We start from the raw sequence: 26,360 nt of genomic DNA on the forward strand, positions 1-26,360 counted from the left end.
CTTATGGACGAGTATGAGGCAACGACCTCCGGTCATCGAAACGGATCTCTCGCGTCGAACGGTGCTCCTGGCAACAGGTGCGACGGGACTCTCGGCGTTCGCGGGTTGTTCGACGGACGGGACGCCGTCGGAGACCGAACCGGATCCGACGGAACCGACCGAGGCGACGACCGTCGCGGCCCACTCGTCGCCCGATCTCGAGAAGTGGGTCGACGAGGTTCCACGGCCGGGCGTCGTGGAGCCCGACGGAACGAAAGACGGCCAGCCCTACTACGAGATCGAGATGCGCGAGGTCGAACAGCAGCTCCACAGCGACCTGCCGCCGACGACCGTCTGGGGGTACGACGGGCAGTTCCCGGGCCCGACGATCGAAGCCGAACAGGGCGAACCGATCTACGTGCGGTGGCAAAACGACCTGCCCGACGACCACCTCCTCCCCGTAGACACGACGGTCCACGGCGAGATGATTCCGTACGACATCCCCGGCGTCCGGACCGTGACCCACCTCCACGGCGGCAACATCGAATCCGCGAGCGACGGCAAGGCCAGAGGCTGGTTCACCCGCGACTTCGAGGAGACCGGCCCCGCCTTCGAGAAGAAGGATTACTACTACGCGAACGACCAACCCCCGGCGACCCTGTGGTACCACGATCACGCGGTCGGCATCACGCGGTTGAACGTCTACGCGGGTCTCGCCGGCTTCTACCTGCTTCGAAACGACCGCGAGCGCGAGCTCGGATTGCCCGACGGCGAGTACGAGATCCCGCTCGTCCTCCAGGATCGGAGCCTCGAGGGGGACGGCTCGCTGTTCTACCCGTCGGCCGTCTCCGAGGACCGGGGCGGCGACGACTCACACCCCGAGCCGAGCATCGTTCCGGAGTTCTACGGTGACGTACCGGTGGTCAACGGGAAGGCCTGGCCTCGCCTCTCGGTCGAGCCCAGGAAGTACCGGCTCCGGCTGCTCAACGGCTCCAACAGCCGGTACTACGACCTCGCGCTGCGGGAGTACGACGAGGCGTCGGGCGAGGTCGGGGACGACGGTCCGCAGTTCCTCCAGATCGGGAACGACGGCGGGCTCCTCTCGGAACCGGTCCCGGTCGAGGGCCGTCTCGAGATCGGGTCGGGGCAGCGCGCCGACGTCGTCGTCGACTTCTCGGAGTACGCCGGGGAGACGCTGTTGCTCCACAACGACGCACCGTCGCTGTACCGCGGGACGCTCGAGAAAAGCGAGGAGACGAAGCCGCTTCCGGAGCTCGCGGTCGTCGACGTGGCTGACTCCGAGGCCGACGACGCCAGGGACCTCGGGGAGATCCCGGACGACCTGACCGAGGTTCCGGAGATCCCCGTCGAGGCGGCGGACCGACACCGTCATCTCACGCTCGCCGGGGACACCGACGAGTACGGACGCATGGTTCACCTCCTCGGAAGCGAGGACCAGCCGTCGGGGCACAACCTGGACGATCCCGTTACCGAGGAGCCCGAACTCGGCGACACGGAGATCTGGAGCATCGCCAACCACACCTCGATGTCCCACCCGATCCACCTCCATCTCGTTCACTTCCAGCTGCTCGGTCGACAGCCCCTGGCCGACTACGAGCCATCCGAGGACGGTCTCGATCCGAAGGCGCTCGAGGAACCTCGACCGTACGAGCTGGGCTGGAACGACGTGATCTCGGTCGATCCCGCCGAGGTAGTCCACGTGATCGTCCACTTCGGGGAGTACGAGGGGCTGTTCAACGATCAGACGGGCGAATACATGTGGCACTGCCACATGATCGAACACGAGGACTACGACATGATGCGCCCCTTCAGGGTGCTCCCGAACGGGGAGGACGAGCCCGACGACGGGTAGCGGTCCTTCGAGCGCCGCGAGCCGTTTCCGGTGCTCAGAGCAGCTCGCGGACGTCCGAGTACCACATGTCGTGGTAGTCGACGTGACCGACCCGGCGGGCGATCGCCACCGCGAGGGCGTGCCAGCACAGCTCCGTCGGATCGTCGTCGTCGAGATTGTACTCGCTGTCCTTGCAGGTACAGCCGCCATCCTCGACGATGTACTCGTCCTCGTAGCCGACGACGATCGTGAAATCCCGGTAGGACTTCACGCGGTGTTCGCCGACCGCCTCGATGGCGCGAACCCCGCGATCGCCGTGGAGCGTCGAGATCCGGTCGACGATCTCCGGCGTGAGCTCGCCGGTCTCCTCGAGCCGGGCCTGCCAGCGCTCGACGGGGTTCGCTTCCGACACGCTCGAGACTCGGGAACGGACCGTCAAATCGGTTTGGTTGTCCGTCGGGGAACCGACCGGCTCGAGCATCGATCGGTGTCGGCCGGCCGTCGACGAGAGACCGCGCGGTCCCGCCGACTGAAGCGTCGCTCGGCGTCCGAACGAACTCGAGCAGGAGCGTCGACGCGCGGGACGGACGTGCTACTCGTCGTCCTCCTCGTCCTCGAGTTCGGAGTCGGGCGTCGCGCCCTCGAGGACGAGCGTCTCCTCCTCGTCTTCGTCTTCCTCGAGCGTGACGGTCTCCTCGACGTCGTCGAACTCCCCGTCCTCGCTTTCGACGGTGATCGTGTACTCGCCCTCGTGAATAAGATTGATGTCGGAGAGTTCGCCGTCCTCGATCCCCTCGGCGTAGTTGGAGCTGTAGGCCTCCTCCTCGTGTTCGATCAGGACGCTGAACCCGGTCGAAACCGGCTCACCGTCTTCCGTCTCGAAAAAGAGCGTGAGAGCACCGGGGTCGTCCGTCTCGAACATCTCGTCGTCGCCGTTCTCGCCGTCGTCATCGTCGTCCGAACAGCCGGCGAGCCCGACCGCGGTCAGGGCCGCGGCGGTCGTCGCGAACTGCCGGCGGGAGAGCCGTTGTCGTTCCATACGGTATCACGCTCGGTCCCCGTGATAAATTTTCAGATCTCCTACTTATTGGGTGTCGATACCATCCACCACTCCCGCGAGAGCCGACTACGGTTTACTGTAAGTCAGTACCGGCGCAACCGCCGCACGGGTCGCGGTTGCGCCGGTAAATCGGTACAGCAATCCGTAGACGGACCGAACGGAAGATCACGCGCTTTTTCGACCTCCGCCGACGAGGGGCGGTATGCGCGTCACCGAGGGCGGGATCGAACTCGAGGTCCCAGGCGAACAAACCGAAGGGATCGAGGAGTCGGTGTTTTACAACCCGCGACAGGAGCTGAATCGGGATCTGACGATCGCGACGCTGCGGGCCTACCGGGAGCGCGAACCGCGCGCCAAGTCCTATCTCGACGCGATGACCGCGAGCGGGGTCAGGGGAGTGCGGGCGGCCGCCGACGGCTGGGACGTCACGTGCTGTGACGTCGACGAGGAGGCAGTCTCGCTCGCCCGCGGGAACCTCGAGCGAAACGACTGTGAGGCCACTGTTCGCAACCGCGACGTCAACGCGCTCATGCACGAGGACGTCTTCGACGTGATCGACCTCGACCCCTACGGGACGCCGATGCCGTTCGCCGACGCCGCGTTCGCGAACTGCCGGGATCTGGTCTGCGTGACCGCGACCGACACGGCGCCGCTCTGTGGCGCCCACTTCAACAGCGGCGTCCGCTCCTACTCCGCGGTGCCACGGAACACCGACTACCACGCCGAGATGGGCGTCCGAATTCTGCTGTCGGCGCTCGCGCGAAGCGGGGCCCGCTTCGACGTCGGCGTCGAACCGATCCTGACCCACGCGACGAGCCACTACGTCCGAACCTACCTCGAACTCGAGCACAAACCCACCGCGGCCGACGCCGCCCTCGAGGAGCTGGGCTACCTCTCTCACTGCGAGGACTGTCTCTACCGCGAGGCGAGCCCGGGTCTGATCGCCGACCCGCTCGAGCGCTGCCCGCACTGCGACGGCACCCGGATCCTCGTTGCCGGCCCCGTTTGGCTCGGGGCGATCCGCGACCGGACGTTCGTCGCCGACGTTCGCGAGCGGGTTCCCGAGTCGTTCGGCACCGCCGGAAAGGTCCGCGAACTGTGCGAGACGCTCGAGGCGGAACTCGACGAGCCGACCCACTACGACCAGCACAAGCTCTGTCGCAACTGGGGGCTCCCCGCCAACGCAATGGACGACTTCCTCGCCGACCTACGCGAGGCCGGCTACGACGCCTCGAGAGCCCACTACGGCGGAACGACGTTCAAGACCGACGCCTCGGTCGGCGAGATTCGGGCGGCGACCGCGGACTCGCTCGAGTAGCCGATCCCGTCTCGGCCCACCACTCGAGCCGAGCGGGACTCCCGTTTCGACGGGCGCTGCAGGCCAGTGCTACACGATCGCATATTTGTTTCCGGCCCGAACGTCCTCCCGTGCTCGATTCCAGCCGCGCGCTCGAGCTCGGAACACGGCTCGTCAGACTGGCCCGCCGGCAGCAGCTGACGCTTCTGGCGGCCGGCGTCGCCTTCTACGCGTTTCTCTCGCTCGCACCGCTTGCGCTGCTCTCGCTGGCGCTTGCGGCCTCGGTCGGCGGCGAGGCGCTCGCGACACAGGTAACCGACACGACCGACGACGTGCTGACGCCGTCGGCTCAGACGCTTCTCGCCGAAACCATCGTCGACGAGACTGGCCAACAGGGGGCGACCGTCGTCGGCGCGCTCGGCCTGCTCTGGGGCTCGAGCCGCGTGTTTCGGGGCCTCGATCGCGCGTTCTCGTCGGTGTACGGCACCGTGGCCTCGAAGTCGCTGGTCGATACGCTCTGGGACGCGACGATCGTCGCCGCCGCGATCGCGATCGGGCTCTCGATCGTCACCGGTATCGAGGTGGCGGTTCGATTCGTCCCGTTTACCGGGCAGCTCGTTCTCGGACCGCTGTTCGTCCTGCTGGGGCTTATCGCCGCCTTCCTGCCGCTGTACGTGATCTTTCCCGACGCGGACGTCGACGTTCGCGAGGCGCTTCCCGGAACGCTGTTCGCGGCGGTGGGGTGGTTCGCCCTCAGTCGCGTCTTCTCCCTGTACGCCGGCCTCGCCGGTCAGTACGCGGTCTACGGCGCGCTCGGCGCCGTCTTTCTCGTTCTCGTCTGGCTGTACGCCGGGGCAACCATCCTCGTCTTCGGGGCGACCCTCAACGCGGTGCTCGCGGATCGGGAAGTGGATCGGCAGCTACAAAGTCCCCGCCCTCGACAGTTTTCGACAGAAGCGATGACTGACGACGCCACGGGTGCCGACGAGGGGACCACGCGAGATCGTCCGGACTCGGACGCGGATCGTACGAGGACGTACTCGAGCGCCCGGACTCGGGATCGGGCCGACGACGCCGACGCGCTCCGCGAGGAGATCGAACGGCTCCGCGACCGGGTCGACGAGTTCGAGACGTCGGTCGAGCGACGCACCGTCGAGAAGGAGTCGCTCCAGACCGAACTCAAGCGGTACGTCCGCCGTCGAGTGCGACGCGGCCACGCCCACGGCTGGGGCCCTTACCTGGTCTTGCTGTACGGGACCGCGATGTCGATCGCGGCGTTTTACTTCCTCGCCGGCGGCTGGGCGATCCTGGCGATGCTGGTCGTCTGGACCTCGACGCTCGGACTGTACGTCCTGATGGTGTTGCTCGGCGCCGGACTCACCGTCCTCGGCGTCCCCGGCCGCATCAGGAACGCCATCGGAGAACGGCGGTCCTGAGGACCGAGCCGGATCGGACGGACCGTTGACTATATCCTCGCACTCGCCGTAGGTGCCCCCGATGTGGTTCGAGTCGGCGCGGGTCGAAGCCGTCAGGGACGCGTTCCCGGAGTGGCTGGCGTTTCTCGTCGCCTTTCTCTCCCACCTCGGCAGCGTCTGGTTCGTCGCACCGGCGGTCGTCCTCGCGTTCTGGTATCTCGATCCCCGTCGGTTCGCTTCCTGGATCGGGATCGTGCTGGGCTGTTACGCCGTCATGATCGGGCTCAAGGGGTTCTTCGAGACGCCCCGTCCCGGCGTCGATCCCGCCGTCCCGGTCGAGTCGCTTCCCGTCCTCGTCGCCGTCGTCTACGCTCCCGCCGTCGAGATCAGCACCTCGAGCTTTCCGAGCGGTCACGCGATGGCCGCCGTGGTCGTCTGGACGATGCTGGCGATCCGGAATCGAACGCGGGCTCGAGGCCGTCGGGCGGCCACGACGGCCGTCTTCGCGACCAGCGTCGCCCTGGCGTCGCTGGCGCTTGTGACCGACGGCCGGGCCGATACTGCGGCCCTGCTCGGCGGTTCGATCGGCGGCTTGCTGGCCTGGCGGTACGCGACCCCGCCGCGGGAACCCCTGAACCGGACGCCTCGAGGGGTGCTCCCGGCCGCACTCGGCTCGGGACTACTCGCCGGTATCGCGGCGACGCTGCTCGTCGTCGACAGCCACTTTGTCTGGCTTATCGTCGGCCTGATCGGCGGCACGGTCGTCGTCGGGCTACCCGCGTTCGCCGCGAGGCGGCCGTCGGCCGCAACGTTCCGAGGGTCGACGAGCTAACGCCGCACCTCCGGACTTCGTCGGACGGAAACGCCGCTTTACCGTTCGAGCGACCCCTACTCGGGTTCCCTCGCGCGACGCGTTCGGAGTCGCGGAGCGCGGGATGTTTTCGCTTGTTAGCTTTCTCGTCGCGGCTCTCGGCCAACCCCAATACTAATTCCCACTGCTTCGATCAAATCGTCCCTCTCCGGCCCGTAATTGGATGTTCGTAAACTTCTAAAACGTGGGGTGTGAGGGGGTACGTGATGACGTACGAAAATCTCGACGCAAAGCTAGTAAACGCCCTGCTGGGCGACGGGCGGGCGAGCCTCCGGAGCCTCGCGGAGGAGCTCGACGTCTCGGTGACGACGGTCTCGAACCATCTCTCGGATCTCGAGGAGGAGGGCGTCATCGAGGGGTACACGCCGCGAGTCAACTACGATGCGGTCGGCTACGACGTCACCGCCGTCATCCAGCTGCAGGTCGAGGGGAACGCCCTCCCCGACATCACGGACACGCTCCGGGAACACCGTCAGATGACCAGCGTCTACGAGGTCACCGGCGACTACGACGTCATCGCCATCGGCAAGTTCAAGGATACCGACGGGATGAACGAGCAGATCAAACAGCTCCTGACCGATCCCGACATCAAGGCGTCGAACACGAGCGTCGTCCTCAACGCCGTCTCCGAGAACGAGCAGTTCGAACTCGACGTCGACGACGCCTGACGAACTCGTTTTCAGTCGTCGGTCTCGAGCAGCGCCTCGGCCGCTCGCTCGCGGTCGCCCGCCTGCGCCGCCCACAGCCGCGCGTACGTGCCGTCCCGCTCGAGCAGTCTCTCGTGGGTTCCCCGTTCGACGACCCGCCCGTCCTCGAGGACGAGGATCAGGTCCGCGTCCTTGATCGTCGACAGTCGGTGTGCGATCGCCAGCGTCGTCCGATCCTCGCTCAGTCGGTCGATCGATCGCTGGATCTCGAGTTCGGTCTTCGTGTCGACGGCGCTGGTCGCCTCGTCTAAGATGAGTACCGCCGGATCCGCGAGAACGGCCCGGGCGAGCGCGATCCGCTGGCGCTGGCCGCCCGAGAGCTTGATGCCGCGCTCGCCGACGCGGGTATCGTACCCCTCCGGGAGCTCGCTGACGAACTCGTGGGCCTGCGCCGCCCTGGCAGCGTCCCGAACCGCGTCGTCGGACGCCTCGAAGTGGCCGTACCGAACGTTCTCGGCGATCGTCCCGTCGAAGAGGAACGTGTCCTGACTGACGTAGCCGACCGCGGATCGGAGATCCGCCATCGCGACGTCGCGAACGTCGTGGCCGTCGATCCGCACCGCCCCCTCCTGGACGTCGTAGAGCCGGAGCAGGAGCTTCAGCAGCGTCGACTTTCCGGCCCCGGTCGGCCCGACGAACGCCACGGTCTCGCCCGGTTCGGCCTCGAAGGAGACGTCCTCGAGGACGGGTTCCTCGAACGCCGCCTTCGAATCCCCGTCGGCGTCGGCGTGCTCGGTGTCGGCGTAGCTAAAGGAGACGTCGTCGTAGGCGACCCGGCCCTCGACGGGCTCGAGGGCGACGGGATCGTCGGGGTCGGCGACGTGGACCGGGATGTCCATCAGCCCGAACACGCGCTCGCTCGAGGCCTTGGCGTTCTCGTACTGGTCGACGATGTTCGACACCTCCGCGAGCGGGTCGACGATCCGCTGGGTCAAAAAGAGGAAGACGACGAAGTCACCGACCGAGAGCGTCCCGGTCAGCGGACCGGGTGCGGTCCCGGTCGTGAGCCAGAGCCCGCCGACGAGGAAGGTCCCGGCGAAGGCGATCCCCGCGAGCAGCTCCATCCCCGGCCGGTAGACGTAGCTCAGTTTCAACACGGCCATCGTGCGATCGAAGAAGTTCCGCGAGGATCGACGCACCCGATCGACCTCGTGGGCCTCGCTCGAGGTCGCCTTCGTCAGCCCCATCCCCGAAATCGCGTTCTCGAGGCGGGTGTTCAGCCGGCCGACGGCCGAGCGCTGGCTGACGTAGCGGGGTTCGGCGGCCCGCATGAACCAGATCGTAAAGGCGACCATCGCGGGCACGGCAAACAGGGTGACGAACGCCAGCTGCCAGTTCAGGTAGAACAGGACACCGGCGATGCCGCCGACCATCACCAGCAGCCGCGCCGAGTTCATCAACGCGTCGTCCAGGAACCGCTCGAGGTTCTGCGTGTCGTTGTTCAGGACGGCCATGACCTCGCCGGTCTGTTTCTCGTCGAAGAACGCCGTGTCCAGTCGCTGCATCTTCTCGAAGCTGTCGACCCGGACGGCGTGCATCACGTCGTGGGCGAACAGGTTGGCGGTGACGCCGTAGATCCAGGTGAAGACGGCGACGACGAGAAACGAGCCGGCGATGGCGACGACCGTGAACTGGAACTGCTCGGCGCTCTCGGTCGGCAGCCAGGCGTCGGGGACGATCGGCAGTTCGAACGGTCCCTCGTCGAGGAAGACCGCGTCGATGGCGACCCCGAGGATCAGCGGCGGCACGAGACTCGCCATCCGCGCGACGAAGTTGGCGAGCATCCCCGCCGAGAACCAGCCGAGACGGCCGGGGGCGTACTCGCGAAAGAGCCGCGAGAGCGGGCGGTCGACCGCCTCGCGGTAGGCGTCGAACGGCGTCTCGTCGTCGTGGGTACTCACTGGCGGCCCGATACTGTTTCGGATCGTAAACGTTCACCGGTTCCGGTCGCGGTGACGCGTCACTCGCGTCCGATCGTCAGCGGATGTAGAGGATAACGGCTCCGAGCGCGAGCAACAACAGCCCCCACCAGAGCGAATCGCCGGGCATGACCTTGAGGATGAGCGTGACGATACCCGAGGAGAACAGCGACCAGCCGATGGTCGTTTGATATGCCATAGTCGAACGACGCCCCCGAGCACAATAGTTCACGGGCCTGCCGACTTCGCTACGAGCGTCCTCGAGGAATCCACCGCGGCACTCGATTTCGATACACCTCGTAGGCGTCGCCGTGTTTCGCCGCCAGGTGGGGTTCCTCGTACTCGAGCACGCGGTTGTGGAAGCCGAGCCAGCAGCCCGCGGTCCACCAGGCGACCAGCACCGATCGGTACAGCAGCGCCTGGCCGAGAAGACACAGCAACACGGCGACGTACATCGGGTTCCGGACGTAGCCGTAGGCCCCGCCGGTTACCAGCTCCGGGGGTTCGTCGGACGGCGACGGCGTCCCACCCCCCTCGTCCGAGAACCGCCACGCGGTGTGGGCGTACAACCCGATTCCGGCGAGGATCGATCCGAAGCCCGCGGCTCGAGCGACACCTACCGGAACCGGAAGCCTGAGCTGATCGCGCCGGGCCAGTACCCACGGGACGAGTCCGGCGACGGTTCCCGGAACGAGCGCCGAGAAGATGGCGGTCTTCAGCAAGACGAACGGTGACGCCATGCATCGACTGCGACGCGACCGTGCAAAGCGTTTGGCACGGCTACGGCTCGAGACTACTGGCGCAAAAAACACGAAATCACGATTGGTTAGTCGACGGTGCAGGCGTTTCGGTTCGGAGAGTGGCGGAGGTCGGAGACCTACTTCACATCGCGCCGCCCATGCCACCCATACCGCCCATGCCGCCGCCGCCGGGCGCGCCTTCCTCGTCGCCGCCCTTGTCCGTCGAGAGGTCGCCGGCGGAGATGATGTCGTCGATCTTGAGCACGAGGTTCGCGGCCTCGGCAGCGGAGGTCACGGCCTGCTCCTTGGCGTGGGCCGGCTCGACGACGCCGGACTCGAAGGTGTCCTCGACGTCGCCCGAGAGGACGTTCAGGCCGGCCGTCATGTCGCCGTCGTCGTGGGCCGCACGCAGATCGACGAGCGTATCGATGGAGTCGAGACCGGCGTTTCCGGCGAGCACGCGCGGAACGAGCTCGAGCGAGTCGGCGAACGCTTCGACTGCGAGCTGTTCGCGTCCGGAGACGCTGTCGGCGTAGTCACGGAGCCGCGAGGCGAGTTCGACCTCGATGGCGCCGCCGCCGGCCAGCACGCGGCCGTCGGAGACGGTCTGGGCGACGACGTCGAGCGCGTCGTTGACGCCGCGCTCGAGCTCGTCGACGACGTGGTCGGTCGAGCCGCGCAGCAGGAGCGTGACGCCGTGGGCGTCCTCGCCCTCGACGTAGAACAGCTCGTCCTCGTCGTCGCGGGTGACGTCGCCGTAGCCGAGATCGTCGGTCGTCGCGTTCGCCAGATCGGAGACGATGTTCGCGCCGACGACTTCCTTGAGGAACTCGAGGTCGGACTTCTTGGCGCGCCGGACCGCGAGGATGCCCTCCTTGGCGAGGTAGTGCTGGGCGAGGTCGTCGATGCCCTTCTGGCAGAAGACGACGTCGGCGCCGAGGTCGGCGATCTGGTCGACCTTCTCCTTGAGCTGTTTCTCCTCGCGGTCGAGGAACTTCTGGAGCTGGTCGGGATCGGTGACGGAGACCTCGGTGTCGACGTCGGCTTCGTCGACCTCGATCGGCGTGTTCAGCAGCAGGATGTCGGCGTCGGTCGCCTCGGTCGGCATGTTGTCGTGGACGGGGTCCTTGTCCACGATGCCGCCCTCCAGCAGGTCGGACTCGCCGGCGCTGCGGCCGGTCTGGGTCTCGATGTTGAGGAACTCGAGGTCGACGACGTTCTCGCCCGCCTCGTTCTCGACGGTGACCTGGCTGATCGCGTCGATGATGAGCTCGGCGAGGTGCTCCTTGTTGACCTCGGTGCCCTTGCCGGTCATCGAGGTTTCGGCGACCGAACGCAGGAGTTCTTCGTCGCTGGTGTCGACGTCTGTGGCGATGTCGTCGATCTCCTCGCGGGCCTGCTCGCTCGCGAGGTGGAAGCCCTTGATGATCGCCGTCGGGTGGATGTCCTGCTCGAGGAGGTCCTCGGCGTTCTTGAGGAGTTCACCCGCGATCGCGACCGCAGTAGTAGTACCGTCGCCGGCTTCGTCCTCCTGTGTCTCGGCGACCTCGATGATCATCTCGGCCGTCGGGTTGTCGATGTCCATCTCCTGGAGGATGGTGACGCCGTCGTTGGTGATCGTTACCGATCCCATCGAGTCGACGAGCATCTTGTCCATCCCTTTCGGGCCGAGCGTCGAGCGAACGGCCTCGGCGACCGCTCGAGCGGCGCGAATGTTGTAGTCCTGCGCGTCCTGATCCTTGACGCGCTGGGAGTCCTCGCTCATCACGATCATCGGCTGTCCCTGCTGCATTCGCTGGCTCATAGTCAGCTGATTCATTGATTGTCCTTCTACATAAGCCCACCGCTATCGATCGTCGCCGCGACATCAAGCTGTTCGCCGAGCGACGGCTGAAACCACCGTACTGCGGACCGGTATCGCCCGATCGTGAGACCGAATATCATAGCTACCGATCCCGAGACGGTCCGATCTCTCGACCACATTTAAGTAGCTTCGCGCCGGTACTCACGGCTCGATCGGTTCGACCAGCGACGGCTCGTCCGTACTGGGATCGTTGACGGCCGTCGACACCGGATAGGCTCGCAGGTCGTCGCTCGGGTACGGCTCCAGGCACCCCCGCGGGTCGTCCGCGGTCAGCCACTCCCGTTCCCGACCGGGCTCGAGGATGACCGCCATCCGGTGGTGGAGCTCCGCGACCAGGTCGTTTGGCTCGGTAGTGATGATCGTAAACGTCTCGAGGGGCCCCTCGTCGGCCTCGTCCTCGAGCCCACCGCCGAACGCGTCCAGTCCGGACTGGGTCGTCTCGGGTTCCCAGCGCTCCCACAGCCCCGCCATCGCGAACGGCCGGTCGTCCTCGAGGGCGACCCGGTAAGGCTGTTTCCTACCGTCAGATCGGAGATCTGACGAGGATCGCGAATCTCCGATTCGCTCACCTCCCTCGGTCTCGACCCACTCGTAGAAGCCGTCGGCCGGGACGAGACAGCGCCGGGACTCGTAGGCCGCCCGAAAGCTCGGCTTCTCGGCCACCGTCTCTGCGCGCGCGTTGATGAGTCCGCCGCTGTCGTCGTCGGCCCACGAGGGGATCAGTCCCCACTCGAGGTGTCGAAACTCCTCGGGCGCCTCGTCCGTGATCACCGGCAGTTTCTGACCCGGCGCCGCGTTGTACCGCGGCTCGAACGGGGCCGCCGACTCGAGGAAGCGGGCGTCGAAGCGCTCCTCGAGTTCCTCTCGGTCGACGAACAGCGTGTAGCGACCGCACATACGAGCCATTACGCGTCGGACGGGCAAATACGCCCCGCTCGAGGCTCGATCGTCGATCGTTCCACCCCGCGAAACGGTCGCCCAAGCGTCGGTTTCTAGACGCTCGAACTCGGTATGTCCCTCGTACTCATCACGGCGTTCGTGCTCGAGGCGAATATGCAATCGAACGAGGATTCGGAGTACGAAGCACGGTTCAGCGAGGACGGGTTCTTCGAGGTCCGCGAGTGTGCCGATCCAGACCGCTGGATTGCCTGCGACAGCCCGGTCGAAATCGAGCAGTAGAGCTCGATGGAGGCTCGAGAGGGGGTTACTCAAGGCGTCCGCGTCGCTTGTCGCTCGCGAGCGTGCTCGCGACAGAATACGCCAGGACTGGGATTTGAACCACGTCCGAGAACCTGCTCGCGTTGCTCGCAGAACCTCGGCCTGATTCAAATCCCACTCGTCGCCGTTTCTTCGATTTTAGTTGATTCGCGCCGCTTCCCGTCGCTCATCGGAGTTGTAATCGAAGAAACGCCAGGACTGGGATTTGAACCCAGAATCCCAAAGGGAACACGCTTTCCAGGCGTGCGCCTTACCGTTCGGCCATCCTGGCTCGGGTTATCCTAACCGCGTCCGTCGTTTAACTGTTACGAGACGGAGTCACTTCGCGCGGCGAGTCGACCACGCAGCAACTCGGTGCTCGAGCAGATAGCTGCCGAGCCCCGCGCCGATACCGACGAGGACGGCTACGAGCGCGCCCTGGGTGATCGTCACCAGCGGTTCGACGAACAGGGCGTACCCCTGGACGAGCACCAGAAAGGAGAGCGCGCCGACGAGTCCCCACAGCAGCGCGGACTTCGCCCGCCGCGAGAGGCCGAAGAAGTCGTCGTTCGAGGGACCAGTCATCGCTTCTCACTCGAGAACGCGTCGCCCCGCCCTTACGGCGTTCGATTCTAGGCGAGGACGTCGACCTCGTACCCCTCCTCGCGCAGCGCCGCGAGGAACCGCTCGACGTGGTCGGTGCCCCGCATCTCGAGTTCGATCTCGACCTCGGTGTCGCTCATCTCGACGTCTCTCGAGGTCCGATCGTGGTGGATCGCGTAGATGTTCGCCCGGTGGGCAGTGAGGATCGCAAGCAGCTCCTCGAGCGAGCCCGGCCGATCCTTCAGCACCGTCCGGATCTTGAGGTAGCGCCCGGTCTCGACCAGCCCGCGGACGATGACGTTGCTGAGCGTGTTGAGGTCGATGTTGCCCCCGCTGAGGACCGGGACGATCGTCTCGCCCTCGTCGTACTCGAAGCGATCGAACAGCAACGCGGCGAGGGGCACCGCGCCGGCGCCCTCGACGACCGTCTTCGAGCGCTCGAGCAGGTAGATCGTCGCGACCGCGATCTCGGGATCGGAGACGGTGACGACCTCGTCGACGTGCTCCCGGACGATCGGGAACGTCCGCTCGCCGAGGCTGCGGGTCGCGATCCCGTCGGCGATCGTCTCGACTCCGTCGATGGTGACGCGCTCGCCCTTCCGTAGGGACGGGGCGGCGCTCGAGGCCCCCTCTGCCTGGACGCCGATCACGCGGGCGTCGGGCTTGCGCTCCTTGACCGCTGTCGCGATCCCGCTGATGAGTCCGCCCCCGCCGATGGGGACGACGACGGTGTCGACGTCGGGACAGTCCTCGAGGATCTCGAGGCCGATCGTCCCCTGGCCGGCCATCACGTCCTCGTCGTCGAACGCGTGGAGGTAGGTCCGGTTCTCCTCGCGTTCGATCTCGTGGGCCCGATCGGCGGCCTCGCTGTAGTCGGCCCCCTCCAGGACGACCTCGGCACCGTAGTTGCGGGTCGCCTTGACCTTCGAGATCGGGGCGTGTTCGGGCATGACGATCTTCGCGTCGACGCCCGAACGGGTCGCCGCGAGGGCGACCCCCTGGGCGTGGTTGCCCGCGCTGGCGGTGACGACGCCCGCTTCCTTCTCCGAGGGCGACAGCGTCGCGATCCGGTTGGTCGCTCCGCGAATCTTGAACGCGCCCGTCCGCTGGCTGTTCTCGAGTTTCAGGTGGACCTCGGCGTCGGTCATCGACGAGTAGGTATACGAGTACTGCAGCGGCGTCCGCCTGGAAGTCTCGCGGACCCGATCCTCCGCCTCGAGAATATCCGATAACTGAAGCATACGCTCGAGTAGTGGGCACGTACTGTAAGGATTTACTATCGGGAATCGGTGTATCGGCTACCCCCTCAACCCGATAGTTGTGTTGCCCCGTGGGCAACACGACAGGGAATACAGGATTGCACGGCGTGTGACCTGCGAGTGTAGTCGGGGGTGGAGACACCATAAAACCCATGCACCCGGAGCGGAAGTGAAACCGCAAGACGGCGACGCGGTCTACCGGCCGTCAGACGCGGGACAGACGTCCGTCATTCGCTCGCCGCGATCACGACATCCCGGTTCGAAACGTCGGCTCGAACCCGGTCCTCGAGCGAGGAGCCGTCGGGCCAGTCGACCCGTTCTTCGACGCCGAGCCGGTCCGGGTCGCCGACGTAGATCCAGCAATCGCCGGCGTCGGAGTCCTCGCGCGGTACCGCGATCCGTTCGTACAGCCCGCGGTCGACGCCCTCGTACCGATCGAGGGCCTCGAGCCCGCGTTCGTCGACCGAGAGGAGTCGCCCCTCGGTGCGGTCGCCGGGCGCCAGCGTCGGGTACTCCCCCTCGACGCGGCGGAGTCCCTCGAGGACGGCCGCCGGGCCGAGTTCGGAGGCCGCGTTCGGGACGCTCCGGAGGACGGCCTCGACCCGGTCGGGATCGGTCAGCGTGCCGTAGACGAACACCGTTTCGCTCGAGCGTGTCGTCGCCATGAGAACGTCTCGCTCGCTCACCGCAAAAGTAGCGCCGGTTTCCCGCTACCGGCGGTCCGTTCGAGCGCCCTATCGATCCTCGAGGGGGACGAACTCCTGATCCTCGGGACCCGTGTACCGGGCGCGCGGGCGGATGAGGCGGTTGTCCTCCTGGTACTCGACGACGTGGGCGATCCAGCCGGGTGCGCGGCTCATCGCGAAGATGGGCGTGTAGAGATCGATCGGGATCCCGAGCTGGTAGTAGACCGACCCGGAGTAGAAGTCGACGTTCGGGGCGATCCCCTTCTCGGCGAGGCCCTGCTCCTCGACCAGGTACTGTTCGATCGTCGTCGTGTAGTCGTACCACTTGCTCTCGCCCTGTTCGGCGAGTTCCTCGCTCCGTTCCTCGAGGATCTTCGCGCGCGGATCCTTGACGTTGTAGACGCGGTGGCCGTAGCCGGGAATGCGACGTCCCTCGTCGATGGCCTGCTCGATCCACTCGCGGTGGTCGAGGTCGCTCTCGTCGATCTCCATGAGGACCTCCATGACGTCCTGATTGGCGCCGCCGTGGAGCGGTCCGGAGAGGGCGCCGATGCCGCCGGTGACCGCGCTGTAGATGTCGGCCATCGTCGAGCCGATCACCATCGAGGTGAACGTCGAGGCGTTCAGTCCGTGGTCGGCGTGCAGCGTCAGCGCCTGGTCGAACGTCTCCGCCGCCAGCTCGTCGGGCTCCTCGCCGGTCAGCATGTAGAGGAAGTTCGCCGCGAGGCCGAGTTCGGGGTCCGGATCGACAGGTTCCTCGCCGAGGCGGTAGCGCTCGAACGCCGCGAGGACCGTCGGGATCTTGGCGGTGATCCGCCGTCCCTGTCGGCGCGCCGCCTCGAGATCCTGCGGGTCCGCGTCGGCTTCCGGCTCGTACGCCGAGAGCATCGACACCGCCGTCCGCAGCGCCGCCATCGGCCGCTCGTCGGCGTCGGCGAGCTGCTCGACCGTCTCGAGAACGTCGGCGTCGACCGACCGTTCGTCGGTCAGCGACGCGGTAAACGACTCCAGCTCGTCTTCGGTCGGGAGCTCGCCGTGCCAGAGGAGGTAGACGACCTCCTCGTAGCTCGCGCCGCGAGCGAGGTCCTCGATCGAGTAGCCGCGATAGATCAAGCGTCCGGCGTCGCCGTCGACCGAGCTGAGCGCAGACTCTGCGACCAGAACTCCCTCCAGCCCTTTCTCGAGATCGTCAACCATACTCGGGCTTTCGTATAGTAATGGAAAAGTATTATCGTTTGCAGGCCGCCTGAACGGGGTTCTCGAACGCGTGGGAGATTACACTCGTCGAACAAGGGATCGACGTCTGTCGACAGACGGTGGACCGGTGGTCGGTCGAATCCCGGTATCAGGAGTTCTGGCCGAGCTTCGAGCGGCTGATTCGGACGCCGGCGGGGGTGACGATGATCTGGTCGTCGCCCTTGCGGACGATGTCGCCGTCGACCTCCTGGGCGACCTGTCGCAGCTCGTCGACGATGTGCTCGACGGTGCTGTCGTTGGTCCGCAGTCGAGTGATGTCCGCGAACACGACGTCGCCGTCGTAGACGGCGTCCTTGATATCGACGGCGTCGGCCTGACCGCTGATCTCGGCGATCCGAACTTGCATCCGTGCTTCGGCCGACTCGGTCGAAATGTCGTCGAGGTCCAGTTCGACGTAATCGTCGGTGCTGGCGGTCGTGGACTGTCCACCGGTGCCGACGATCTTATCCATAAATCCCATTGACGGTATCCTGCGTGGCCGCCAGTATAGTTCTTACGTCAGACGACGCGGGAGACCGACGTCGCTCCGGACACTGTTCGTCTCCGTTCTCTCCACACATACATTATATATTTTACTAATCGGTTATTTATACTATGGGCTGTACGAACATCATGTGATTTGAACACACATGCCCAGTGAAGATTTCTCACGACGGACGATTCTTCGCGGCGTCGGCGCAGGTGTCGCCGGGACGGCCCTCGCCGGGCAGGCGTCGGCGACCGACATCCGGGACGACGAGTACGTGGTCGGCGTCGATCCCGACGGGGGACTCGAGCGGGCCCGCGAGGCCGCCGACGAGGTTCGGCGAGAACTCGACTTCGGGCCGATCGGTCGGGCGGTCGCCGGCCGGTTCTCCGAGAACGCCGTCGAGAACCTGCAGAATAACCCGAACGTTCGCTACGTCGAGCGAAACGAACTGATGTGGGCGCTCGAGCAGGAAACCCCCTACGGCATCGAAACCGTCGACGCCGACCTCGCGATCGACGAGGGCGAGACCGGCGAGGGCGTCAGCGTCGCGGTCATCGACACCGGAATCGACGCCGCCCACGAGACCCTCGAGGCCAACCTCGGGGAGGGGTACGCGACGGCCGACGCCGCCTGTACGACGAGCTGTGGCGGCGGCCCCTTCGGCGGCGGCAACGACATCGACGACTGTCTCGAGGAGTGGGACGACGACAACGATCACGGCACCCACTGTGCGGGAACTGCGGGGGCGGCCGACGACGGCACCGGCGTCCTCGGCGTCGCGCCCGACGCGACGCTGCACGCGGTGAAGGCCCTGCAGTGCGACGGCGGCGGCACCTTGGACGACATCGCCGCCGGCATCCAGTGGTCGGCCGACCAGGGTCACGACGTCCAGAACATGAGTCTCGGGTCCGACACCGACTCCGACGTTATTCGCGACGCGGTGCAGTACGCCGACCAGCGGGGCGTCGTGATGGTCGCCGCCGCCGGCAACAGCGGTCCCTGTAGCGACTGCGTCGGCTACCCGGCCGCCTACGACGAGGTCATCGCCGTCTCCGCGACCGACGAGAACGACGACCTCGCGGACTTCTCCTCGACCGGCCCGGAGGTCGACATCGCGGCGCCGGGCGTCGACGTGCTCTCGACGGTCCCGCGGGACGACTACGCGGAGTTCTCGGGTACCTCGATGGCCTGTCCCCACGTCGCCGGTGCGGCCGCGACGCTCATCGCGGCAGGTACCGATCCCGACGCTGTTCGCGCGGAGCTGACGGCCGCAGCCGACGACGTCGGCCTCGAGAGCACCGAGCAGGGGGCGGGCAGACTGAACGTCGCCGACGCCCTCGATATCGAGGACGACGGCGATGACGACGATGACGACGACGAGGATCCCGTCGACTCCGACCCGTCGATCGAGACGTTCTCGGTCGAGACGTCCGGCAACGGACCGTGGTCGAACGCCGACGTCGACTGGGAAGTCGCAGACGAGGACGGGGCCCTCGAGTCAGTCACGACGGAGCTGCTCGACGGCTCGACCGTCCTCGAGAGCGAGTCGTCGTCGGTCGACGGCTCGAGCGCATCGGGCGAACACGAACTTCGGTCCCGGGACGACCCCGACGCCGTTCGACTAACCGTCGCCGACGAGTCGGGCGCGGAGACGACGGAGACGGCCGACTACTGACGAGCCTGCCGGAAACCACTGCTTTTTGCCGAATCGAACTGTCTCCTCGAGTATGACGTTCAGCATCTGCGTCCACGAAGCCTACGAGACGCCCGACGGGGAGCGCCACGACCGCTTCGGCGTCGCGGTCACGACGCGTCTTCCGGGGGTCGGGACGCTCTGTCCGTTCGCCAGCGAGAACGGCGCCGTCGCGACCCAGAGTCTGGTCAACGTCGACCTCGGCCGGGACGGGATCCGGTACCTCGACGAGGGACTGGCCGTCGACGACGCCCTCGAGGCGCTGCTCGAGGCCGACGACGGCGCCCCCCAACGGCAGCTTCACGGCGTCGACGCCGACTCGACGTTCGCCTTTTCGGGCGAGGGCTGTGAGGGCTGGTTCGGCGACCTCGAGGGCGATCGCTACACGGTCGCCGGGAACATGCTCACGGGAGAGTCGGTGCTCGAGGCGACCGCCGACGCCTACGCCGAAAGCGCGGTCCACGAGACGACCGACGAGACCGGCGGGATCGGCGCCGGCGCCGACCCCCTCGCAAAGCGGCTGATCGACGCCCTCGAGGCAGGCCACGGCGAGGGCGGGGACAAACGCGAAGAGCTGCCGATCCAGAGCGCGGCCGTCGTCGTCGAGACGACCGAGGACTACGAGTTCACCCCGCCGTACAACGACCTGCGAGTCGACGCGACGGAGTCGCCGATCGATGATCTGCGAGAAACGTACGAGCTGGCGCTCGAGGGCTACGAGGATACCCTGGACCGGTACGCGGACGCCTTCGAGGAGGATTCGCTCGAGGAAGCCGTGGAGTAATCAGGACAATCCGTTGCAATTGCAGTGGTCACTATAGGCGAAATACTACTAGATATTTTGAAATAATCAATAGGTGATGGGAGTTCTCTACAGAATACAGAGCACGAATGTCACCCGTGATTTTGGTCGATATCTGAAAGTGGGGATCGCTCAGTACAGACGACTCACTCACCGCTCGCTACGCTCGCGCTTCGATCGTCGTTCCGCAGAGAGACGCGCTGTCGCGCGTCTCGGACGGCTGTTCGCCCAGTAGAAACGGCGAGCGAAGCGAGCAGTTTGTGTGCACATGTAGCGCGCAGCTGGTCCACTTTTTCGGCATGAAACAAACGGGGTCCTCGTGTTGCACTATCCCTCTGTATTCAGCATCACTCCTGAAGCCTACCACCAGCAAAGTAATTCAATATATAATTATATTCTAATTTATATAACTTCAGATTGATTCTACTAATCGTCGCTCTCCTATTCGAAAGGACGTGGTACAACGGCCAGATCAGTCTTGTTCCGGGTTGGAACGAACGCTTATCACTGTCTTTCCCCTACGTGGTCGTATATGGCGAGCGCAACGCGGAACGACCGTTCCGAAGGGGTCGAGTTCGTCCACGAGGACGATGGGACGATCACTGCCGTGGATCTCGAAACGGGAGTCGCGTCGTTCGGCGACTCCAAGTCCGAAGCGCTGGCGATGCTCGCAGAAGCCCTCGAGTTGCACGAAGGTGGCGGAGAGCCAGTCACTGACGAAGATCTCGAGGAGTGGGGTCTCGATCCCGACGCACAGGACGAGAAGGAAGTCACCTGAAACTTCGCTACGAGCATCCGGAAACCGACGAGGTGCGAATCGTTACCGTTCCGATGCACTCCGAGGACAAGATCCCAACGGGGACTATGCGCTCGATCGCTACCCAGTGTGGCGCGAACGATTTTCACGCCTGGTGTCAGTGGATCGACGATAACCGATAACCGCTCTGCTCCACCCCTCGAGCCCGTGCGGTGGATCGCCGGTTCGATTCACTTCAGGAGACCGGTGTCGGCACGCTGCTCGTTCTGATCGGGAACCGTCACGAGCACTACGGTGTCGTCGCTCACGCAGAACAGCCAGCGCGACCGTTCTCGATCGCCAAAAGACAGCAGACTCTCGAGAAAACCACCGATCGAAGCGGTGCGAAACGATAGCACCAGCTACAACAGTTCACACACCGATCACACGACCGCAAAAACACATCCAACTGCGTCGTCTATCCGGCGAACTCGTAGAGGTCGTCGCCGACGTGGTGCAGCGAGTCGACGACCTTCCCCTCGTCGCCGACCATCTCCGAGCCCTCGACGCGGGCGCGGCCGACGGCCAGCACCTTCCCGTGGGACTCCTCGGCGATCAACACGAGGTCGTCGGGCGAGATGTCGTCGGTCGCCTCGGTGATTCCGGGACGCATCACGTCGGCGCCGTCGCTGACGAACGAGATCGCGCCGCTGTCGACGGTGACGACGTGTTTCTCGGGATCGTACGCGTTCGCGCCCCGAACCGTCAGAAACGGTTCGTCGTCGAAGAACGCGACCTGCGGTTCGCCGTCGATCAGGACGACCTTCCAGTCGTTCTCCTCGAACTCCACTCGTTCGTAGGTATCTCCCTCCGGGGAGACGCCCAGTTGCGCCGATAGCATCTCCTCGATCTCGGAAATGGCGTCGCTGCGGAGGTGGTGGCGAGACTTGACCTGCATACCCGGGGTGAGGACCGGTCGGAGTATAAAACGCCCGTTCCCGCGACCGACCGCCTCGACGGAGACTTCCGTCGAACGCCAGGTGTGCCAATCGCTAAGTGGGTTCACGCGCAGGTCGGTAGTATGTGGTTCTCTCGGAACCGCGATCCGTCCGTCGTCTGTCCCGCGTGCGGCTCCGAGATCCCGCGCTCGAGCGCCCGCGAGTACGACAAGTACGGCGATCGGTGGAATCGCGAGAACAAGCGCTTCGAGTACCTCTGTAAACCCTGCTACGGCGAACTCTGTCACCACCCGCGCGAGGGACTCGAGGCGCTGCTGGTCGAACTCGAGGACGAGGACCACCCCTGGGAGACGTTTCTCGCGGAGTACGTCGCCGCCGTCGAGAAGCGGGACGGGCCGCTCGAGGAGGAGTCCTGAACGTATCCGTCCCGACACGACTTTCACCCCGACGTTCGTAGGCTAGCCTATGAGCGACGACGCACAGGCCCAGGCCGGTACGGCCGAGGGTCAGGGCCCGGTCGAGATCTCCGAGGAGGTCGCGCGCCACCTCGAGAACAAGCGCGAGGAGCTGTTCGAGAAGTTCGAGATCCGCGACGAGTTTCCCGAGGCGGTGCTCGAGGAAGCCCGCGAGCGCACCGAGGGCGTCCAGGCCGAGATCGAGGACGAGGTCGACGAACGCGAGGACCTCCGGGAGCTGACGACGTGGACGACCGACCCGATCGACGCCCAGGACTTCGACGACGCGCTCTCGATCGAGGAGCGCGAGGACGAGTACGTCCTCTGGGTCCACATCGCCGACGTCACCCACTACGTCCACCCCGACTCCGAGATGTGGGAGGAAGCCGTCGAGCGCGCCAACACGGTCTACCTTCCGGGGTACACCATCCACATGCTCCCGCCCGTCCTCGCGGAGACGGTCTGTTCCCTCGTTCCCAACGAGGACCGACTCGCCCACACCGTCGAGATGCACCTCGACAAGGAGAACCTCTCTTACGAGAACATCGAGATCTACAAGTCGGTGATCCAGTCCGACGAGCGTCTCACCTACTCGCAGGCCGAGAACCGCCTCGAGGATCCAGACGCGCCGTTACACGAGGAAAACATCCTCGTCCACGAGGTCGCCGATCGGATGCACGAACAGCGCAAGGAGGACGGTTCGCTCGTCCTGAACCCCGCCCGCGACCGCGCCCACACCATCATCGAGGAGTGCATGCTGAAGGCCAACAAGGCCGTCACGCACGAGCTCATGTGGTCCCGCGGTGTCGAGGCGATGTACCGGGTCCACCCCCAGCCCAGCCCCGACGAGTGGTCCGAGGCGCTGCGGGAGATCCAGGACCTCGAGGGCGTCTCGATCCCCGGCGACAAGTGGGACGACCCCCGGAAGGCGGTCAACGCGACCCTCGAGGACGCCCCCGGCCGCCAACTCGACAAGATCCAGTGGGCCGTGATGAAGGTGATGCCCCGGGCGAAGTACATGAACGACCCCTTCGGCGGCCACCACGCGCTGAACTTCGAGATCTACGGCCACTTCACCAGCCCCATCCGTCGCCTGTCGGACCTGATCAACCACTGGATCGTCTACCAGAACGACGTGCCGGAGAACCTGATCGAACTCTGCGATCGGGCCAGCGACAAACAGAAGGACGCAGAACAGTGCGAACGCGAGTACAAGCAGTTCCTCCAGGAGGTCGGCCTCGACCCCGCTGCGGTCAACAACCGCGGAATCGAAGTGGTCGACGACCCCGAGTAGCGCTCGGTCGCCGTAGGTGGCTCGACGAACGGCTATCGGTGTGTTTCAAACAGTGAGAATTTGACAAGTTATTTTATTAGATAATATACAAGTGATGGTGGAGTCTGGATCCCTGTCACACGCTCCATGACTCCGTTTTTCCCGTTATGATCACCGGCAACTCGTCTCGCCGAAAGGAGGGACCTTACTCGATCTCGATCCGGTTGTCATCCTCGCGCTCGTCGTCGACGATCGGGAGGCGAACCTCGAGGACGCCGTTGTGGTACGTCGCCGAGATCGCCTCCTCGTCGACGGCTTTCGCGATCGGAACCTGTCTGGCGACCCGTCGGGAGCGACGCGCCCGGTAGGCGTCCGACCCCGCTTCGGCGTCGGCGTGGGCTCGGACCGACAGCACGCCGTCGCGGAAGGAGAGGTCGATGTCCGCCTTCTCGAAGCCGGGCAGGTCCATCACGAAGACGTACTCGTCGTCCATCTCCTCCAGGTTCGCTACCCCGTGGTCCATCGCGGTCGATTCGGCGGCGTCGCTCCCCTCGAGGGCCGGCCGGCCGAACCCGCGGTCGTCGGCCGGGAACTCCGCGTCCCAGCTCGAGCGGAACTGGTCGAACATGCGGTCCATCTCGCGGAACATGCGGTTCATTTCATCAAAGGATCTCATAACTGATCGAGATATATAGGCCACAGTTAATAATAAAGATTGCGAGAACCGGGATAGCACGCCGCTACAGCGCCAAATCGCGGGCGTCGGTGTCGTCGACACAGTCCTGTTCGTCGCCGAGTTCCTCGCAGGCCTCCCGGAGCAACCCGTCGAGAATCTCGGGCGTCGTCGGGTGGTAGGCCCGCTTGGGAACCTCGCGGACGTCGACTTTCATCTCGACGAGCACCTGCATCGTCTTGGCCATCACGTCGGCGTGGAGGTGCAGTCCCTGGAACCCCAGCACCGTCCCGCCGTCGGCGTCGACGACGAGCGTCGCCCGCCCCTCGGGGTGGCCCTTCGTCTTGAAAACGCCGTCGTCGCTCGCCTCGCGGGTGACCACGATCGTCTCCATCTCCGTTTCGGCCGCCGTCTCGGGCGTGTGACCGATGCGGGCGAACGGGTACGTTCCCAGCCCCGAGAAAATTACGTGGTGCGGGATGTTGGCGTACGGCTCGCACTCCTCTTCGCGAGCGTGGCTGACGATGTTCTGTGCCGCCGCGAAGCCCTGTTCCTTGGCGACGTGGAGGATCGGCTCGCGGCCGTTCGCGTCGCCGACGACGAAGACGCGGTCGTCCTCCGCTGTCTGCATCGTCGACTCGACCCACCCCTCGTTGGGTTCGAGCCGGGTCGCCTCGAGCCCCAGTCCGTCGAGGTTCGGCCGCCGGCCCGTAAAGCAGTAGAGCTGATCGGCCTCGAGCACGCGCTGTTCGCCGTCCTGCTCGGCGTACAGCCGGACCCCGCCGTCGTCGGTCCGCTCGAACCGTCGTTCATCGGTGTTGGTCAGCACCTCGATCCCGAACTCCTCGCGGTAGAGCTCGAGGATCGCCTCGCCGTACTCGGGCTCGAACTCGTCGAGGGGGTGGTCGTCGTGTTCGATCACCGTGAGATCGACACCGCCGGCCTCGCTGAGGTAGGGCGCCAGCTCGAGGCCGATGTAGCCAAAGCCCATGACGATCCCCGAGTCGGGAAACGAGGTCGCATCGAGGACGTCCGCACTGCTCATGAAGTCGACGTCGTCGATCCCCGGCAGCTCCGGCACGTTCAGCGTCGATCCGGTCGCGACGACGACGTAGTCGGGCTCGAGCCGTCGCCCGTCGACTGCGAGGACGCGGTCGTCGACGAACTGCGCCGTCTCCCGGAGGAATTCGACCTCATCGCGCTCGGCGAGGTCGTGAACGTGGTCGCGGCGGTGCTCGGCGAACCCCGAGATGTGCTCGTCCTTGCGAGCGACGACGGCCTCGGGGTCGACCTCGGGAACGCCCTCGAGGCGGTCGTCGTGGCGCGCCCGGAACCGGTGGTCGGCCGCCGACAGAACCTCCTTCGAGGGCATACACCCGCGAAGAATGCAGAGGCCGCCGCCGGGGTCGCCGTCGTCGATCAGCGTCAGTTCGAGCTCGGACAGCTCCTCGGCTCGCTCGAGCAACCCGTCGGCGACGGCGACGCCCGCGCTCCCGTACGCTCCGATGATCGCGACGTGAACCATACCTGGGGTACGGACGACGGGCAAAAAGAGATTCTGCAGGCCGATCCTATCGCGAGATTTCGCTCTCCTCGTCGGCGACGACCGCCTCGACCTCCTCGCGGGTGACTAGCGCGACGTCGCCGGGGATCGTTCGCTTCAGCGCGGCCGTCGCCGCGGCGTACTCGAGAGCGGTCTCCACGTCGTCGCCCTCGAGCCGGCGGGCGAGGAAGGCCCCCGAGAAGGCGTCGCCGGTGCCGATCGGGTCGAGCGTCTCGGTCTCGTAGCTGGGCTGTTCGACAATTACGCCGTCGTTCCAGGCGAGCGCGCCCTCGGCGCCGCGGGTGACGATGACGGTCTCGAACCCGAACGTACCGGCCAGCTCGTCGGCCAGCTCGCGGGCCTCGCCCTCGAGCCCGAGTACGTTCCGGGCGTCACGGGCTGCGACGACGAGCACGTCGATCGACGGGAACAGCTCGCGCAGACAGTCGTCGGCTTCCTCGGGCGACCAGAGTTTCGCCCGGTAGTTGAGATCGAGGGCGGTCTTCGTTCCGCTCTCGACGGCCGTCTCGAGCAGCTCCGCCGTCGTCTCCCGCAGCGTCCCCGACAGCGCGGGCGTGATCCCGGTCGTGAAGAACAGCTCCGCGTTCTCGATCAGTTCCGTGTCGACCTCCCCAACCTCGGCGGTCGTGACCGCGGCGTCGCTCCGGTCGTAGATGACGTTCGTTCCGCGGGGTTTGCCGCCGTGCTCGAGGTAGTACGTTCCCTGCCGACCCTCGTCGCTCCAGACGATCTCGGTGTCGATCCCGTACCCCTCGAGTTCGCCGACGACGCGCCGACCGAGCGGCGAGTCCGGCAGCTTCGAGGTCCAGGTCGCCGACGCCGATCCGAGTCGCTGGGCCGCGATGGCGACGTTGCTCTCCGCGCCTGCGGCACGAACCTCGAGTTCGGCCGTCTCCTCGAGGCGGCGCTGGTCGGGCGGCGAGAGCCGCAGCATCGTCTCGCCGAAGGTGACGATATCGCTCACTCTGCTGCCCTCCGATCGCTCCCGTCGGTACTCGCTGAAACGGTCATGTGCGGGTGATCGATCGGC

The 26,360-nt window shown here is 65.8% G+C and carries 28 protein-coding genes and 1 tRNA gene; 12 read left to right on the forward strand and 17 right to left on the reverse strand.

Annotated elements, in window-relative coordinates:
- Positions 1 to 13: 13 nt before the first annotated feature.
- Positions 14 to 1,852, forward strand: coding sequence for a multicopper oxidase family protein (locus ACNA7R_RS01230; RefSeq protein ID WP_416281710.1), 1,839 nt, complete (start codon positions 14 to 16; stop codon positions 1,850 to 1,852).
- 34 nt (positions 1,853 to 1,886) lie between these two features.
- On the opposite strand, the gene ACNA7R_RS01235 is transcribed toward ACNA7R_RS01230, so the two are convergent.
- Positions 1,887 to 2,243, reverse strand: coding sequence for a hypothetical protein (locus ACNA7R_RS01235; RefSeq protein ID WP_416281711.1), 357 nt, complete (start codon positions 2,241 to 2,243; stop codon positions 1,887 to 1,889).
- A 180-nt stretch (positions 2,244 to 2,423) separates the two neighbouring features.
- Positions 2,424 to 2,870: an S-layer protein gene (locus ACNA7R_RS01240; protein WP_416281712.1), complete on the reverse strand. Its 447-nt coding sequence runs from the start codon at positions 2,868 to 2,870 to the stop codon at positions 2,424 to 2,426.
- Between the two features lie 223 nt (positions 2,871 to 3,093).
- On the opposite strand from ACNA7R_RS01240, the gene ACNA7R_RS01245 reads away from it, so the two are divergent.
- The 4 genes from ACNA7R_RS01245 (at position 3,094) to lrp (ending at position 7,142) form a co-directional block, all read left to right on the forward strand.
- Positions 3,094 to 4,209, forward strand: a complete 1,116-nt coding sequence (locus ACNA7R_RS01245; protein WP_416281713.1) for a tRNA (guanine(26)-N(2))-dimethyltransferase — start codon at positions 3,094 to 3,096, stop codon at positions 4,207 to 4,209.
- 110 nt (positions 4,210 to 4,319) lie between these two features.
- A complete protein-coding gene (locus ACNA7R_RS01250; protein ID WP_416281714.1) occupies positions 4,320 to 5,624 on the forward strand; it encodes a YihY/virulence factor BrkB family protein in 1,305 nt (434 codons plus the stop codon).
- A 61-nt stretch (positions 5,625 to 5,685) separates the two neighbouring features.
- On the forward strand, positions 5,686 to 6,435 hold the full coding sequence (locus ACNA7R_RS01255) for a phosphatase PAP2 family protein (protein ID WP_416281715.1): 750 nt from the start codon (positions 5,686 to 5,688) through the stop codon (positions 6,433 to 6,435).
- A 245-nt stretch (positions 6,436 to 6,680) separates the two neighbouring features.
- On the forward strand, positions 6,681 to 7,142 hold the full coding sequence (lrp, locus tag ACNA7R_RS01260; protein WP_416281716.1) for an HTH-type transcriptional regulator Lrp: 462 nt from the start codon (positions 6,681 to 6,683) through the stop codon (positions 7,140 to 7,142).
- 11 nt (positions 7,143 to 7,153) lie between these two features.
- Here lrp and ACNA7R_RS01265 read toward each other — a convergent pair whose 3' ends face one another.
- From ACNA7R_RS01265 to ACNA7R_RS01285, 5 genes are all read right to left on the reverse strand, one after another.
- Positions 7,154 to 9,082: an ABC transporter ATP-binding protein gene (locus ACNA7R_RS01265; RefSeq protein ID WP_416281717.1), complete on the reverse strand. Its 1,929-nt coding sequence runs from the start codon at positions 9,080 to 9,082 to the stop codon at positions 7,154 to 7,156.
- Between the two features lie 76 nt (positions 9,083 to 9,158).
- Complete coding sequence (locus tag ACNA7R_RS01270; RefSeq protein ID WP_005552975.1) at positions 9,159 to 9,299, reverse strand: hypothetical protein; 141 nt, start codon at positions 9,297 to 9,299, stop codon at positions 9,159 to 9,161.
- Between the two features lie 49 nt (positions 9,300 to 9,348).
- Positions 9,349 to 9,840 carry a methyltransferase family protein gene (locus ACNA7R_RS01275; RefSeq protein ID WP_416281718.1) on the reverse strand — a complete coding sequence of 164 codons (492 nt, stop codon included), beginning with the start codon at positions 9,838 to 9,840 and terminating at the stop codon, positions 9,349 to 9,351.
- A gap of 142 nt (positions 9,841 to 9,982) precedes the next feature.
- Positions 9,983 to 11,644 carry a thermosome subunit beta gene (gene thsB, locus ACNA7R_RS01280; RefSeq protein ID WP_416281719.1) on the reverse strand — a complete coding sequence of 554 codons (1,662 nt, stop codon included), beginning with the start codon at positions 11,642 to 11,644 and terminating at the stop codon, positions 9,983 to 9,985.
- Positions 11,645 to 11,845: 201 nt separating this feature from the next.
- Complete coding sequence (locus ACNA7R_RS01285; protein WP_416281720.1) at positions 11,846 to 12,601, reverse strand: SOS response-associated peptidase; 756 nt, start codon at positions 12,599 to 12,601, stop codon at positions 11,846 to 11,848.
- A 114-nt stretch (positions 12,602 to 12,715) separates the two neighbouring features.
- Here ACNA7R_RS01285 and ACNA7R_RS01290 point away from each other — a divergent pair, with 114 nt between their 5' ends.
- Entirely contained in the window at positions 12,716 to 12,883 is a 168-nt protein-coding gene (locus ACNA7R_RS01290; protein WP_416281721.1) for a hypothetical protein, read from the forward strand.
- 229 nt (positions 12,884 to 13,112) lie between these two features.
- On the opposite strand, the gene ACNA7R_RS01295 is transcribed toward ACNA7R_RS01290, so the two are convergent.
- From ACNA7R_RS01295 to sepF, 6 genes are all read right to left on the reverse strand, one after another.
- Positions 13,113 to 13,193, reverse strand: a tRNA-Ser gene (locus ACNA7R_RS01295).
- Between the two features lie 47 nt (positions 13,194 to 13,240).
- Positions 13,241 to 13,486 (reverse strand): hypothetical protein, encoded by a 246-nt coding sequence (locus ACNA7R_RS01300; protein ID WP_416281722.1) that lies wholly within the window; start codon positions 13,484 to 13,486, stop codon positions 13,241 to 13,243.
- Between the two features lie 47 nt (positions 13,487 to 13,533).
- Positions 13,534 to 14,745 (reverse strand): threonine ammonia-lyase, encoded by a 1,212-nt coding sequence (ilvA, locus tag ACNA7R_RS01305; protein WP_416281723.1) that lies wholly within the window; start codon positions 14,743 to 14,745, stop codon positions 13,534 to 13,536.
- Between the two features lie 245 nt (positions 14,746 to 14,990).
- Positions 14,991 to 15,428, reverse strand: a complete 438-nt coding sequence (locus tag ACNA7R_RS01310; protein WP_416281724.1) for a gamma-glutamylcyclotransferase family protein — start codon at positions 15,426 to 15,428, stop codon at positions 14,991 to 14,993.
- Positions 15,429 to 15,497: 69 nt separating this feature from the next.
- Entirely contained in the window at positions 15,498 to 16,646 is a 1,149-nt protein-coding gene (citZ, locus tag ACNA7R_RS01315) for a citrate synthase (protein WP_416281725.1), read from the reverse strand.
- A 148-nt stretch (positions 16,647 to 16,794) separates the two neighbouring features.
- Positions 16,795 to 17,166: a cell division protein SepF gene (gene sepF, locus ACNA7R_RS01320; protein WP_416281726.1), complete on the reverse strand. Its 372-nt coding sequence runs from the start codon at positions 17,164 to 17,166 to the stop codon at positions 16,795 to 16,797.
- 169 nt (positions 17,167 to 17,335) lie between these two features.
- Between sepF and ACNA7R_RS01325 the strand changes: the two genes are divergently transcribed.
- The 4 genes from ACNA7R_RS01325 (at position 17,336) to ACNA7R_RS01340 (ending at position 20,609) form a co-directional block, all read left to right on the forward strand.
- Positions 17,336 to 18,850, forward strand: a complete 1,515-nt coding sequence (locus ACNA7R_RS01325; RefSeq protein WP_416281727.1) for a S8 family peptidase — start codon at positions 17,336 to 17,338, stop codon at positions 18,848 to 18,850.
- Positions 18,851 to 18,902: 52 nt separating this feature from the next.
- Positions 18,903 to 19,652: a DUF1028 domain-containing protein gene (locus ACNA7R_RS01330; protein ID WP_416281728.1), complete on the forward strand. Its 750-nt coding sequence runs from the start codon at positions 18,903 to 18,905 to the stop codon at positions 19,650 to 19,652.
- A 550-nt stretch (positions 19,653 to 20,202) separates the two neighbouring features.
- Complete coding sequence (locus ACNA7R_RS01335) at positions 20,203 to 20,448, forward strand: type II toxin-antitoxin system HicB family antitoxin (protein WP_416281729.1); 246 nt, start codon at positions 20,203 to 20,205, stop codon at positions 20,446 to 20,448.
- Positions 20,403 to 20,609 (forward strand): type II toxin-antitoxin system HicA family toxin, encoded by a 207-nt coding sequence (locus tag ACNA7R_RS01340; protein WP_416281730.1) that lies wholly within the window; start codon positions 20,403 to 20,405, stop codon positions 20,607 to 20,609. Before ACNA7R_RS01335 ends, ACNA7R_RS01340 begins: the two co-directional genes overlap by 46 nt.
- Before the next feature lie 275 nt (positions 20,610 to 20,884).
- Here ACNA7R_RS01340 and ACNA7R_RS01345 read toward each other — a convergent pair whose 3' ends face one another.
- Complete coding sequence (locus ACNA7R_RS01345) at positions 20,885 to 21,364, reverse strand: RNA-binding protein (RefSeq protein WP_416281731.1); 480 nt, start codon at positions 21,362 to 21,364, stop codon at positions 20,885 to 20,887.
- Between the two features lie 123 nt (positions 21,365 to 21,487).
- On the opposite strand from ACNA7R_RS01345, the gene ACNA7R_RS01350 reads away from it, so the two are divergent.
- Positions 21,488 to 21,781, forward strand: a complete 294-nt coding sequence (locus tag ACNA7R_RS01350) for a hypothetical protein (RefSeq protein ID WP_416281732.1) — start codon at positions 21,488 to 21,490, stop codon at positions 21,779 to 21,781.
- Positions 21,782 to 21,830: 49 nt separating this feature from the next.
- Positions 21,831 to 23,114 (forward strand): RNB domain-containing ribonuclease, encoded by a 1,284-nt coding sequence (locus tag ACNA7R_RS01355; protein WP_416281733.1) that lies wholly within the window; start codon positions 21,831 to 21,833, stop codon positions 23,112 to 23,114.
- Positions 23,115 to 23,298: 184 nt separating this feature from the next.
- Here ACNA7R_RS01355 and ACNA7R_RS01360 read toward each other — a convergent pair whose 3' ends face one another.
- From ACNA7R_RS01360 to kdgK1, 3 genes are all read right to left on the reverse strand, one after another.
- The gene (locus ACNA7R_RS01360) at positions 23,299 to 23,751 is read right to left on the reverse strand and encodes an Hsp20/alpha crystallin family protein (protein ID WP_416281788.1); all 453 of its coding nucleotides are present in this window, start codon (positions 23,749 to 23,751) and stop codon (positions 23,299 to 23,301) included.
- A gap of 82 nt (positions 23,752 to 23,833) precedes the next feature.
- Positions 23,834 to 25,291 carry a dihydrolipoyl dehydrogenase family protein gene (locus ACNA7R_RS01365; protein ID WP_416281734.1) on the reverse strand — a complete coding sequence of 486 codons (1,458 nt, stop codon included), beginning with the start codon at positions 25,289 to 25,291 and terminating at the stop codon, positions 23,834 to 23,836.
- 46 nt (positions 25,292 to 25,337) lie between these two features.
- A complete protein-coding gene (gene kdgK1, locus ACNA7R_RS01370) occupies positions 25,338 to 26,294 on the reverse strand; it encodes a bifunctional 2-dehydro-3-deoxygluconokinase/2-dehydro-3-deoxygalactonokinase (protein WP_416281735.1) in 957 nt (318 codons plus the stop codon).
- Between the last annotated feature and the right edge of the window lie 66 nt (positions 26,295 to 26,360).

This window comes from Natronococcus sp. (assembly GCF_047921035.1).
Lineage (GTDB): Archaea > Halobacteriota > Halobacteria > Halobacteriales > Natrialbaceae > Natronococcus.